We start from the raw sequence: 11494 nt of genomic DNA, 5'->3' as shown, positions 1-11494 counted from the left end.
CGAGGGGCGGAGCCCCCAGGCAGGGGGAGTGGGGGGCGGCAGCCCCCCACCCGGACGGGCGCGCCCCCGAAGCGAGCGCCAGCGAGCGCAGGGGGTGCGCCCGTCCGCGCCCGGGGTCTGGGGTTGGGACCCCAGTTAAATACTGTCGAAGTTGATTGTGCTGTAGGCGCGTAGCTTGTCGAGGCGGTGTTCGCCTGCGACGGTGCGGATGGTGCCGCTGCGGGAGCGCATGACGAGGGAGTGGGTGAAGGCGGAGTCGCGGCCGTAGCGGACGCCGCCGACGAGTTCGCCGTCGGTGATGCCGGTGGCGGCGAAGAAGACGTCGTCGGAGGTGACGAGGTCGTCGGTGGTGAGGACGCGGCCGAGGTCGTGTCCGGCGTCGATGGCCTTCTGGCGTTCGGTGTCGTCCTGGGGCCAGAGCCGGCCTTGGATGACTCCGCCGAGCGCCTTGATCGCGCAGGCGGCGATGATGCCTTCGGGGGTGCCGCCGATGCCGAGGAGGAGGTCGGTGCCGGTGCCGGCGCGGGCGGCCATGATCGCACCGGCGACGTCGCCGTCGGTGATGAGTTTCACGCGGGCGCCGGTCTCGCGGACTTCCTTGACCATGCCTTCGTGGCGGGGGCGGTCGAGGATGACGACGGTGACGTCGTGGGGTGAGGTGCCTTTGGCTTTGGCGATGGCGCGGATGTTGTCGGAGATGGGGCGTTCGATGTCGACGGCGTCGGCGGCTTCGGGGCCGGTGACGAGTTTCTCCATGTAGAAGACGGCGGAGGGGTCGTACATGGAGCCGCGCGGCGCGACGGCGAGGACGGCGATCGCGTTGTTCATGCCGAGCGAGGTGAGGCGGGTGCCGTCGATGGGGTCGACGGCGACGTCGCATTCGGCGCCGCTGCCGTCGCCGACCTCCTCGCCGTTGAACAGCATGGGGGCGTTGTCCTTCTCGCCCTCGCCGATGACGACGACGCCCTTCATGGACACCGTGTTGATCAGCTGCCGCATGGCGTTGACGGCTGCGCCGTCGGCGCCGTTCTTGTCGCCGCGGCCCACCCAGCGGGCCGCGGCCATGGCGGCGGCCTCGGTCACCCGGACGAGTTCCATGGCGAGGTTGCGGTCCGGAGCGGCCGGCTCGGTGGTGAGCGGGGAAAGGATAGTGTCATCGGACATGCGCGGCAGCCCTTTCGGTCAGTTGGTGACACGAATTGTCCGGGGGGTGGGCACCGCGCCACAAATTGGACCAGACCAGCGCTCGGCGCCCCACCCTGGCCCGCGGGCGGGGACCCGATTTGGCCTCCGCCCGCGTAAGGGATCGTTTCCCCGGCGTGAGAGGGCGTAATCTCAGCTTCCATGAGCAGCGACATCGACCTCTCGTCCAGCGGCCTCACCGCGGACGGGAGCGCACCGCGCGAGGGCGGCCAGGGAGGCGCGGCGGGCGATCCCCCCGCCAGTGGAGCGTCCGCGCGGACGTCCGACCGGGGGGCGGCGACGCGCAGCGCGCTGCTGGCGGCGGCCGGCGAGGTGTTCTGCGAGTCGGGCTTCGCCCAGGCGGCGGTCACGGACATCGTCGCCAAGGCGGGCGCCAGCGTCGGCAGCCTCTACCACCACTTCAACGGCAAGGCCGATCTCTATCTGACGCTGTTCGACGAGTTCCAGGGGCGCCAGCAGGAGCGCACCCGGCAGGCGATCAACGCCGCGCGGGAGGCGGGGGAGAAGGACCCGATGGCGCTGTTCGTCGCCGGCGCGGGCGCCTATCTCAACGGCTGCCTCGCCGAACGCGACGTCGCTCGGCTGTTCGTCTCTGGCGACGGCCCGCCGGGGTTCGACCGGGTGATGCGCAAGCGCCTGAACAAGTGGGCCCGCCGCAACGCGGCGCTGTTCCACACCGCGGACGGCGGGGTGGACGAGGCGCTGGTCACGGTGCTGACGGGGGCGATGGCCGGGGCGGTGTCGGAGGTCTCGGCGGGCGATGACGTGGCCGCCGCGCGCCGGCTGGCGGACGACATCATGGCCATCATCGGCACGATCCGGCGCCCCGGTTCGGAGCATCGCTGACCGTGCGGGATCCTGGAGGCGTGAGCGACAAGACCTCCGCCTCCCCGTCCACCGAGACCGAGCCGGCGTTCGGCGCCGCGGCGACCGGCGGCCCGGAGACCGCCGCCGATCGGCCCGCCGAGGGCGGCGGTACGGCCGGTGGTACGGGCGGCGCCCGTGGGACCGTGCAGGTGAGCCCGGGCGTCTACAAGCGGCTGACCACCGGGCTCGGCGGTTTCACGCTGGCGATGGCGGCCTCGCTGGCGCTGGTGGGCGTGATCTACCTCATCACGCCGCGCAGCGACGAGGAGGTCCTGCCGAAGGTCGACTACAGCACGCAGCTGTGGGCGATGCGCAGCGACGCCCCGTACACCGTGTACGCGCCGGAGGGCCTGCCGGCGACGTGGCGCCCGACCAGCTCGCGGATGCACGGGCTCGGCGGTGACGGGCCGGTGGCCTGGCACCTGGGCTTCCTCACTCCGAGCGAGGAGTACGCGGCGCTGGAGCAGAGCAACGAGAAGCCCGCGGCCTACGTCCCGCGGATGACCAACATCAAGAAGTCGATCGGCACGCAGCAGGTGAACGACGTCGCGTGGGCCAAGCACCACCGCGAGGACAAGAACGCCCGCTCGCTGGTCAGGACGCTGCCGGGTGGGCCGACGCTGGTGGTGACGGGCACCGCCTCGTTCGAGGAGCTGGCGGTGCTGGCGGGCGCGCTGAAGGCGCAGCCGAAGCAGAGCGGTGCGCCCATTCCGGCGCAGACGGGCTCCTGACCTCTCGCTACGTGCCATAAGCCCAGCTCAGCCGCTACTGGCCGGATGGCCAGGGTTGTCTTACTTTTCGCGATCGGCCGTGTGATCGGCTTCACGCCGCCCGCCCCCACCCCTGATGATCAAGCGACATCAGCGGGTCGGTGCGAGGGACGGTGCGAATGAGTCGAACGAGCCGAACGAGGCGGACGAGCCGACTGAGGCGAATACCGCTCCGCGGGCGAGGCCCCGCCCTCACGGCCGGTGCCGCCGCCGCCCTCGCGGGAACCGCGCTGGCTCTGGGCCTGACCTCGGCGAACGCGGCCCGTACCGCTCCCGCGGCCGCACCCCAGGCCCAGCTGCAGACGCAGGTACGGGCCCAGCAGGCCGCCGCCGCGGCCCCCGCGTTCCGGCTGCCGTTCCCCTGCGGTCAGACCTGGACGGGCAACAGCAGCGCCAGCAGCGCCCACACCGGAAACGAGATCGACTTCAACCGCGGCGGCACCGCCGAGGCCGACAACGGCGACACGGTCGTGGCGGCCGCGGCCGGGAAGGTGATCCGCTCCACCAGGCACGTCGACGAGAGCGGCTTCGGCAACCACGTCGTCGTCCAGCATTCCGGCGGCTACACCACCTGGTACGCGCACCTGAAGTACCGGTCGGTCGGCGTCGGCCGGCAGGTCGCGGCGGGGGAGAAGATCGGCGCCGTGGGCCGGACGACCCGTCCCAGCAACGGCGGCATGTCGTCGCACCTGCACTACGAGGTACGGCTCAACGGCGGCTACCCGCCCGTGGCCGCGTACTTCGGCGGCAAGCGGTTCGGCTACCCGCAGCAGAGGCTGACCGCGTGCGGCGGAGGCGCCGCGGATCCGGTCGCCGACATCTGCGGCGCCGGCTACGCAAAGATCGACGAGGCCACGCTCAAGAAGGGCGCCACGACCTACGGGAAGGTCTACCTGGGCTACAAGGACGGCCGCAACTGCGTGATCACCGTCAAGCCCAAGGGGGCCGCGACCGCGATGGCGGCCACTCTCCAGGTCAAGGGGGCCGCCGCCCGTTCGGACAAGGGCGACTTCACCACCTACGCGGGTCCGGTGACCGCGGCGGCACCTGGCAAGTGCGTCAAGTGGGGCGGCTCGATCGGCCCCGCGTCGTACACGAGCGCGTACGAGCACTGCGGCTGAGGGACGTGGCGCGCGGGGCGTTCCGGCCGCGTCAGAACGGGGCCGGGCCGCCCTCCTCGGCGCCGTCGGGGCGGGCCATCGCGGCGGCCAGCCGGGCCCGGGCGCCCTCCAGCCACTCCTCGCAGATCGCGGCCAGCCGCTCGCCGCGCTCCCACAGGTTCAGCGACTCCTCCAGGGTGAGCCCGCCCGTCTCCAGGCGCTTGACCACCTCGGTCAGCTCGTCGCGGGCCCGCTCGTACGACATCGTCTCGCCGGGCACTTCAGGGTTGGCATCGCTCACACGGCAACCCTACGGCCCGCCGGGACCGGATTCGGTGATCTCGTCCACGGTCACGGCGAGCCGCCCGTCGGCGAGGCGGACCAGCAGCCGGTCGCCCTTGGCGGTGCCGGCCGCGTCCCGGACGACGGACGCGTCCGCCCGCTGGACGATCGCGTACCCGCGCTTCAGCGTGGCGGCGGGCGACAGCGCCAGCAGCCGGGCGCGGGTGTGCGACAGCTCGTCGCCGCCCCGGTCGAGCGCGCCCGACAGGCACCGGCGGGCCCGGTCGCGCAGCGCGGCGACCTGCTCGGACTGCCGTTCGATCTCGCGGACCGGGTCGGCCAGCGCGGGCCGCGACCGGACCGCCCGCAGCCAGGCCAGCTCGCGCTCGACGCCGCCCGCCAGCACCCGGCGGCCCCGGTCGCGCAGCTGCCGGACGAGCTGGAGCTGCTCGCGGACGTCCGGGACGACCTTCTTGGCCGCGTCGGTCGGGGTGGACGCCCGCACGTCGGCCACCAGGTCCAGGAGCGGGGCGTCCTGCTCGTGACCGATCGCGCTGACCACCGGGGTACGGGCCGCCGCGACCGCCCGGACGAGGGCCTCGTCGGAGAACGGCAGCAGGTCCTCCATCGAGCCGCCGCCGCGGGAGATGATGATCACCTCGATCTCCGGGTCGGCGTCCAGCCGGCGCAGCGCCTCCATGACCTCGCCGACCGCGTACGTGCCCTGGACGGCGGTGTTCTCGACCCGGAACGCCACGGCGGGCCAGCGCCGCCGCCCGTTCTGCAGGACGTCGTGCTCGGCGTCGGAGTCGCGGCCGCAGATCAGCCCGACCTTGCCGGGCAGGAACGGCAGCGGCCGCTTGCGCTCGGGCCGGAACAGGCCCTCGGCGGCCAGCACCTGCTTGAGCCGCTCCAGCCGGGCCAGCAGCTCGCCGACGCCGACGGGGCGGACCTCCAGGGCGCTCAGCGAGAACGTGCCGCGGTTGATCCAGAAGTCGGGCTTGGCGTGCACCACGACCCGGGCGCCGTCGGTCACGGCGGGCCCGGCGGCCTCGAACACCGCGCGCGGGCCGACGACCCGTACCGACATGTTGGCCACCGGATCGCGCAGCGTCAGGTAACAGGTGCCGCCGCGGGCGTTGAGGTCGGTGATCTGTCCCTCGACCCAGATGCGGCCCAGCCGCCCGATCCAGCCGCCCACCGCCTGCAGCACGGTGCGCACCGGAACGGGGGACTCCGCCGTGGTCTCCATCGCCATGGAACGCCAGCCTACGCAGGGTGGCGGCCGTGACGGGGCTCACGTTGAAAGGTTAGCCCAGCTAACTTAGACTGGCTAAGTAACCGAGAGAGGCGATGGTGACGGCTCCCGAGAACAGCGGCGACCCCGGCAGGGAACTCGCCGAGCAGCTCAACCGGCGGCTGCGGAACGTCGTTCTGCTGCTGCGCCAGGTCGCGGCCGACGAGCCCGTCACCAGCCAGCAGGCGTCGGTGCTCGGCTCCCTGGAGGGCGGCCCGCTGCGGATGACCGCCCTGGCCGCCGAGCACGGCGTCCGGCTCCCGACCATGACCGCGCAGGTCAACCGGCTGGAACGGGACGGCCTGGTCACCCGTGGCCGCGACGGGCAGGACGCCCGCGTGGTCACCGTCGAGATCACCCCCCGCGGCCGCACCCTGCTGCTGGCCACCCGGGAGCGGCGGATCGCCTTTCTCACCGGACGGCTCGCGGAGCTCGGCGAGGAGCGGCGCGCGGCGATCGCCGCCGCCCTGCCCGCACTGGACATGCTCTTCGAGCCGCCCGGCCGTACCTGACGTTCCGCGCGGAACTCAGGACTTCCGGGAGGAGGAACTCGATGCACGCGCGTCCACCGGATCGCGAGGACCGTGCAGATCGGTCGAAGGGCGGCATCCTGCGGCAGCCGCTGTCGGTGTGGGCCACGGCCTTCGCCGCCGTCGTCGCCTTCATGGGCATCGGGCTCGTCGACCCGATCCTGCCCGCCATCGCCGGCGGCCTGCACGCCTCGCCCAGCCAGGTCTCGCTGCTGTTCACCAGCTACTTCCTGATCACCGCGGTGGCGATGCTGGTCACCGGCTGGGTCTCCAGCCGCATCGGCGGCAAGCGCACGCTGCTCATCGGGCTCGCGCTGGTCGTGGTGTTCGCCGCGCTCGCCGGCACGTCCGGCACCGTCGGCGAGCTGATCGGCTTCCGCGCCGGCTGGGGCCTCGGCAACGCGCTGTTCGTCGCCACCGCGCTCGCCGTCATCGTCGGCGCGGCCAGCGGCGGCGCCGAATCCGCGATCATCCTGTACGAGGCCGCGCTCGGCCTCGGCATCTCGCTCGGCCCGCTCGCCGGCGCGCTGCTGGGCGACATGAACTGGCGGTTCCCGTTCTTCGGCACCGCCGTCCTGATGGCCGTCGGCTTCCTGCTGATCGCCACCCTGCTCCGGCCGACGCCCAAGCCCGCCGTCAAGACGCGGCTGAGCGCCCCCGTCCGGGCCCTGTCGCACGGCGGCCTGTCGACCACCGCGTTCACGGCGCTGTTCTACAACTACGCCTTCTTCACGGTGCTCGCGTTCACCCCGTTCGTCCTGGACATGGGCGCGCACGGCATCGGCGCCGTCTTCTTCGGCTGGGGCGTGCTGGTCGCGCTGTCCTCGGTCTTCGCCGCCCCGTTCCTGCAGCGGCGGTACGGAACCGTCCGCGTCATGCACGCCGCCCTGGCGCTGCTGGCCGTGCTGCAGATCGGCGTGGTGCTGTCCGGGCACATCGGGATCATCGTGTTCGCGATCCTGACCGGGATCCCGATCGGGCTGAACAACACCGCGTTCACCGAGGCGGCCATGGAGGTCTCCGACCACCCGCGGCCGGTCGCGTCGGCGGGCTACAACTTCGTCCGCTGGATGGGCGGCGCGCTCGCGCCGTACATCGCCAGCCGGCTCGCCGAGGACGTCAACGCGGACGTGCCGTACCTGGTGGGCGCCGCCTGCTGCGTCGTGGCCATCGGCGTGCTGGCCGTCCGGCGCGGGCACCTGCGGGCCCTGGACCGCGTGGACATCGACCACACCTTCCAGGACGCCCCCGAGCCCGTCCGCTGAGGACCGCGCACGAGAACGGAACGGCCCCCGGATCCGATCCGGGGGCCGTTCTCGTGCGCGGCTTCTCGTGCGCTGTATATCTGCGCGGTGGGCCGTCAGCCGTTGCCGTTGAGCTTGGCGATGCGGTTCTCGTACATGCGCAGGACGTCCTCGCGGGCGGCGTGCTTGCGCTCGTACTCGCGCAGCAGCTTCACCTGGTCCACCGACAGGCCGCGCAGCCGGGCGCGCAGCTGCGGCAGCGTGGCCGAGTCGTAGTCGGGCACCGGCAGCTCGGCGGCGATCTTCTCCGCCTCGGCGGGCGCGGCGGGCTTCGCCTCCGGCCGCGGCTCGAACGGGGCGTCCTCGGCCTTCACCTCGGGCTTAGGCGCGGGCTTGGGCTCGGCCTCGGTCTTGGCCTCAGGCTTCGGCGCCGGCTCGGCCTCGGGCTTCGCGGCGGGCTTCGGCGCGGCCTTCGCCTCCGGCTTGGGTGCGGCCTTCGCCTCCGGCTTGGGTGCGGCCTTCGCCTCCGGCTTGGGCGCGGGGGCCGGGGCGGGCTTGGGCTTGCCGACCGAGATCTCCCCGCCGGCCCTCGGCGCCGGTGCCGGCTTCGTCGCCGTCCTGGCGGGGGAGGGGCGGGTGAACGCCCGCTCCGGCTCGGGCTCCGGCTCGGAGCCGCCGCGGACGCGCTCGACGACCGTCCCCACGACCTTCTCCGCCGTGTGCTGGACGTCGTCGCGCAGCCGCCCGATCACCGGCTTGACGCCGCCGCCCTCGGTGATCTCCTTGTAGTCCTTGGTCACCCGGTCGCTGAGCAGCAGCGCCCGGCCCACCCCGAACATCGCCAGCCGGACCGCGTGCAGCGGGAGGTCACGAACCTGCTCGCCCACCGTGTCGCGGACCTGCTCCTTGAGGCGGCGCGGCGATTTCGTCATCGTCTCCATCTCCCTGCTCCGGACCGGTTCGATCAGGCCGTCTGTCGAATATCACTCTGCCCCATGCGTTCGGCGGCGGTCACCCCGGGCTACTGGATTTCTAGTCAACAGCGCCGTGGAGTCAGTCACAGTGGAGTCAGTCACATCTGTCCCACGCGCCCGCTCTCGTCCTGTGCGGGGCTCCTGGCGCGGCTCGTACGATAGGGGCATGACCTCCAACAGCCAGCGCCGTGTCCTGCTCGCAAAGCCGCGTGGTTACTGCGCGGGCGTGGACCGGGCCGTGCAGACGGTCGAGATCGCCCTGGAGAAGTACGGGGCGCCCATCTACGTGCGGAAGCAGATCGTGCACAACGTGCACGTCGTGAAGACCTTGGAAGAGCGCGGCGCGATCTTCGTGGACGAGACCGAGGAGGTGCCGGAGGGCGCCATCGTGGTCTTCTCGGCGCACGGCGTCGCGCCGGTGGTGCACGAGGAGGCCGAGGGGCTGAGCCTGCGCACCATCGACGCCACCTGCCCGCTGGTGACCAAGGTCCACAAGGAGGCCGTCCGGTTCGCCAAGGACGACTACGACATCCTCCTGATCGGGCACGAGGGCCACGAGGAGGTCATCGGCACCACCGGCGAGGCCCCCGACCACATCCACCTGGTCGACGGCCCCGACGACGTCGCCAACGTCGAGGTCCGCGACCCGGACAAGGTCGCCTGGCTGTCCCAGACCACCCTGTCGGTGGACGAGACCATCGCGACCGTGGAGAAGCTGCGCGAGCGGTTCCCCAACCTGATGGACCCGCCGTCGGACGACATCTGCTACGCCACCCAGAACCGCCAGGTCGCGGTGAAGGAGATGGCCGCCCAGGCCCAGCTGGTGATCGTGGTCGGCTCCACCAACTCCTCCAACTCCGTCCGCCTGGTCGAGGTGGCCAAGGAGCACGGCGCGGACGACGCCCACCTGGTCGACTACGCCGAGCAGATCGACGAGTCCTGGCTGGACGGCGTCGGCACGGTCGGCGTCACCAGCGGCGCCTCCGTACCGGACGAGCTGGTCCAGGGCGTGCTCGCCTGGCTGGCCGAGCGCGGCTACGGCGACGTCCAGGAGATCGAGTCCGTACCGGAGAGCATGCGCTTCGCCCTCCCGCACGAGCTCCGCAAGGACCTGCGCACGCCGCTGCCCATCACGCCGGTCGGCTGAACGCGGCCCCGGGCCCGAACCCGGGGCCGGGCAGGGCGCCGGTCAGCTCGCGTCCTCGGTGCGCTCGCGCTCCTGGCGCGGGGCGGCGCGGCGGCCGCGCGGCGCCGGGGGCTCCTCCCAGCGGACCGGGTTCTCGTTCTCCTCGGTCTCGAACAGGCGCCCCCCGGCCAGCCGGCCGCGCAGGTCGCGGACGGCCGCCGGCAGCCCGCGCGGCACGCTGATCGCGAGCAGCAGCAGCGTCCCGCCGAACAGCCAGGGCGCGGTGGCGGCCAGCGACGCCAGCACGCCCAGCGCGACGCCCTGCAGCAGCGACCCCTCGCCGATCGAGGTCACGATCTCGGCGAGCAGCGTGACGGCCAGGAAGACCGCGGGCGGGCTGACGGCCAGCGTCAGCAGGTCCGCGGGGCGGGTGGCCAGCGCGGCCAGCGCGCAGCCGATCGCGAACGCGGCGCCCGCCAGCAGCGGCGCGTCGAACCAGCGGGCCGGCAGCGCGCCGAGCAGGCCGGCCGCGAAGAGCACGACGACGCCGCCGCGCCCGGTCAGGGTGATCGCCGCCCCGGTACGGGCGGCGGCGCGGCCGCGCTGACCTCGCACTCGACCCCCAGCCTCCGGCGAGGCCCCCGCGGGCACCTCGCGAACCGTCGTCGAACTCATGGCCACCTCTCCCGCCGGTCGTTCTGGTCGGGGATGGCCCGTCCGCCGAAACCTACCGGTTCACCGGGCGCCGCGCCGTCGGTCAGCTCGGCCGCCGACAGCGCGCGGGGGCTCTCCTCGACCGGGTCCGGCCCGTCCAGCGGGCCGTCCACCACTCCGAGTTCGTTCAGCCGGCGGGCGCTGACCAGGACGCGCGTCTCCAGCGAGCCCACCGTGCGGTTGTAGGTCTTGACGGCGTTGGTCAGCGAGCGGCCCAGCTCGTCCATGTGGCCGCCCATCGTGCCGAGCCGCTCGTACAGCTCCTTGCCGAGGTCGAACACCGCCCGGGCGTTGCGCGACAGCGCCGCCTGCTGCCAGGCGTACGACGCCGTGCGCAGCATCGTGACCAGCGTCGTCGGCGTCGCGATGTGGACGCGGCGGCGCATCGCGTACTCCAGCAGGGCGGGGTCGCGGTCCAGCGCGGGCGCGAGGAACGCCTCGCCCGGGATGAACAGCACCACGAACTCCGGGGCCGGGCTGAACGCCTGCCAGTACGACTTGGCCGCGAGCCGGTCGACGTGGTCGCGCAGGTGCCGGGCGTGCGCGTCGAGCCGTACCGGATCGCCGGACTCGGCGGCCTCCAGGTACGCGGCGAGCGAGACCTTGGAGTCGACGACGATGTTCTTGCCGCCGGCGAGCCGGACGACCATGTCGGGCCGGACGGCGCCGTCCTCGGTCGCGGCGGTGGCCTGCTCGTCGAAGTCGCAGTGGTGGACCATCCCGGCCAGCTCGACGACCCGGCGCAGCTGGAGCTCGCCCCAGCGGCCGCGGGCCTCGGGGCGCTGGAGGGCCCGGACGAGCGCGTGCGTCTCGCCGCGCAGCTGCTCGGAGCTCTGCCGGACGAACTCGACCTGCTTGGCCAGCATGGCGTGCGATTCGCGGCGGCCGGTCTCCAGCTCGCGCAGCTGCTCCTCGACCTTGCCGAGGGTCTCGCGGAGCGGGGCGACGAGGTGCTCGACGGCCTGCTTGCGGCGTTCCAGCTCGCCCGCGGCCTCGGCGCCGGCGGTCTTGAGCCGGGCGTCGGCGAGCTCCAGGAACCGCTGGTTGCTGGCGTCCAGGGCCTTGGCGGAGAGGTTCTCGAAGTGCTCGGCCATCCGCTCCTCGGCGTAGGCCAGCTTCTCCTCGGCGGCCCGGGCGCGGGCGATCAGCGTGCCCTGCCGGCCGGTCGCCAGCGCGAACCCGACAACCGCGCCGAGCGCGGCCCCGAGGGCGAGTCCGGCGAACAGCGCGAGATCCATCCGTTCATCGTGACAGCGGATCAGGGCGGCGCCGGTGCGACGCGCCGGGACACGCGCCGCATCGGACATTAGACTCAGCGTTCACTTACATCCTCATATCGGAAGAACGGTGCACCCCCGGCATCGTTCGGCACCCCCGCCGTCGCGAG

Annotated in this window: 12 protein-coding genes; 6 read left to right on the top strand and 6 right to left on the bottom strand. The window is 72.9% G+C overall.

Going from position 1 to position 11494, the window contains the following annotated elements:
• Nucleotides 1-135 precede the first annotated feature (135 nt).
• Complete coding sequence (gene glpX / locus AB0881_RS37810) at nucleotides 136-1164, bottom strand: class II fructose-bisphosphatase (protein ID WP_366625146.1); 1029 nt, start codon at nucleotides 1162-1164, stop codon at nucleotides 136-138.
• A 180-nt stretch (nucleotides 1165-1344) separates the two neighbouring features.
• On the opposite strand from glpX, the gene AB0881_RS37805 reads away from it, so the two are divergent.
• The 3 genes from AB0881_RS37805 to AB0881_RS37795 all read left to right on the top strand — a co-directional run bounded on the left by AB0881_RS37805 (nucleotide 1345) and on the right by AB0881_RS37795 (nucleotide 3961).
• Complete coding sequence (locus tag AB0881_RS37805; RefSeq protein ID WP_366625144.1) at nucleotides 1345-2049, top strand: TetR/AcrR family transcriptional regulator; 705 nt, start codon at nucleotides 1345-1347, stop codon at nucleotides 2047-2049.
• Between the two features lie 20 nt (nucleotides 2050-2069).
• Nucleotides 2070-2801: a DUF4245 domain-containing protein gene (locus AB0881_RS37800; RefSeq protein WP_366625143.1), complete on the top strand. Its 732-nt coding sequence runs from the start codon at nucleotides 2070-2072 to the stop codon at nucleotides 2799-2801.
• A gap of 158 nt (nucleotides 2802-2959) precedes the next feature.
• Nucleotides 2960-3961, top strand: coding sequence for a M23 family metallopeptidase (locus AB0881_RS37795; protein WP_366625142.1), 1002 nt, complete (start codon nucleotides 2960-2962; stop codon nucleotides 3959-3961).
• A gap of 31 nt (nucleotides 3962-3992) precedes the next feature.
• On the opposite strand, the gene AB0881_RS37790 is transcribed toward AB0881_RS37795, so the two are convergent.
• Together AB0881_RS37790 and xseA are read right to left on the bottom strand one after the other, a co-directional pair.
• On the bottom strand, nucleotides 3993-4241 hold the full coding sequence (locus AB0881_RS37790; protein WP_366625140.1) for an exodeoxyribonuclease VII small subunit: 249 nt from the start codon (nucleotides 4239-4241) through the stop codon (nucleotides 3993-3995).
• A gap of 9 nt (nucleotides 4242-4250) precedes the next feature.
• Complete coding sequence (gene xseA / locus AB0881_RS37785) at nucleotides 4251-5480, bottom strand: exodeoxyribonuclease VII large subunit (RefSeq protein ID WP_366625138.1); 1230 nt, start codon at nucleotides 5478-5480, stop codon at nucleotides 4251-4253.
• Nucleotides 5481-5578: 98 nt separating this feature from the next.
• On the opposite strand from xseA, the gene AB0881_RS37780 reads away from it, so the two are divergent.
• Both AB0881_RS37780 and AB0881_RS37775 read left to right on the top strand, forming a co-directional pair.
• Nucleotides 5579-6031: a MarR family transcriptional regulator gene (locus AB0881_RS37780; protein ID WP_366625136.1), complete on the top strand. Its 453-nt coding sequence runs from the start codon at nucleotides 5579-5581 to the stop codon at nucleotides 6029-6031.
• Nucleotides 6032-6072: 41 nt separating this feature from the next.
• Nucleotides 6073-7314: an MFS transporter gene (locus AB0881_RS37775; protein ID WP_366625134.1), complete on the top strand. Its 1242-nt coding sequence runs from the start codon at nucleotides 6073-6075 to the stop codon at nucleotides 7312-7314.
• 95 nt (nucleotides 7315-7409) lie between these two features.
• Here AB0881_RS37775 and AB0881_RS37770 read toward each other — a convergent pair whose 3' ends face one another.
• Nucleotides 7410-8225: a hypothetical protein gene (locus tag AB0881_RS37770; RefSeq protein WP_366625132.1), complete on the bottom strand. Its 816-nt coding sequence runs from the start codon at nucleotides 8223-8225 to the stop codon at nucleotides 7410-7412.
• A gap of 208 nt (nucleotides 8226-8433) precedes the next feature.
• Between AB0881_RS37770 and AB0881_RS37765 the strand changes: the two genes are divergently transcribed.
• A complete protein-coding gene (locus tag AB0881_RS37765) occupies nucleotides 8434-9414 on the top strand; it encodes a 4-hydroxy-3-methylbut-2-enyl diphosphate reductase (RefSeq protein ID WP_366625130.1) in 981 nt (326 codons plus the stop codon).
• A gap of 42 nt (nucleotides 9415-9456) precedes the next feature.
• On the opposite strand, the gene AB0881_RS37760 is transcribed toward AB0881_RS37765, so the two are convergent.
• Nucleotides 9457-10008, bottom strand: coding sequence for a DUF6542 domain-containing protein (locus AB0881_RS37760; protein WP_366625128.1), 552 nt, complete (start codon nucleotides 10006-10008; stop codon nucleotides 9457-9459).
• Nucleotides 10009-10064: 56 nt separating this feature from the next.
• A complete protein-coding gene (locus tag AB0881_RS37755) occupies nucleotides 10065-11345 on the bottom strand; it encodes a DNA recombination protein RmuC (protein WP_366625126.1) in 1281 nt (426 codons plus the stop codon).
• Between the last annotated feature and the right edge of the window lie 149 nt (nucleotides 11346-11494).

The organism is Spirillospora sp. NPDC029432 (assembly GCF_040703975.1).
Lineage (GTDB): Bacteria > Actinomycetota > Actinomycetes > Streptosporangiales > Streptosporangiaceae > Spirillospora.
The sequence above is the reverse complement of the archived record's forward strand: the minus strand, read 5'-3'. Positions and strand labels throughout refer to the sequence as shown.

Bases quoted from the DNA above. Each gene is read 5' to 3' on its own strand.
- glpX (WP_366625146.1), bottom strand. From the start codon at position 1,164: ATGTCCGATGACACTATCCTTTCCCCGCTCACCACCGAGCCGGCCGCT.
- AB0881_RS37805 (WP_366625144.1), top strand. From the start codon at position 1,345: ATGAGCAGCGACATCGACCTCTCGTCCAGCGGCCTCACCGCGGACGGG.
- AB0881_RS37795 (WP_366625142.1), top strand. From the start codon at position 2,960: ATGAGTCGAACGAGCCGAACGAGGCGGACGAGCCGACTGAGGCGAATA.
- xseA (WP_366625138.1), bottom strand. From the start codon at position 5,480: ATGGCGATGGAGACCACGGCGGAGTCCCCCGTTCCGGTGCGCACCGTG.
- AB0881_RS37775 (WP_366625134.1), top strand. From the start codon at position 6,073: ATGCACGCGCGTCCACCGGATCGCGAGGACCGTGCAGATCGGTCGAAG.
- AB0881_RS37770 (WP_366625132.1), bottom strand. From the start codon at position 8,225: ATGACGAAATCGCCGCGCCGCCTCAAGGAGCAGGTCCGCGACACGGTG.
- AB0881_RS37765 (WP_366625130.1), top strand. From the start codon at position 8,434: ATGACCTCCAACAGCCAGCGCCGTGTCCTGCTCGCAAAGCCGCGTGGT.
- AB0881_RS37755 (WP_366625126.1), bottom strand. From the start codon at position 11,345: ATGGATCTCGCGCTGTTCGCCGGACTCGCCCTCGGGGCCGCGCTCGGC.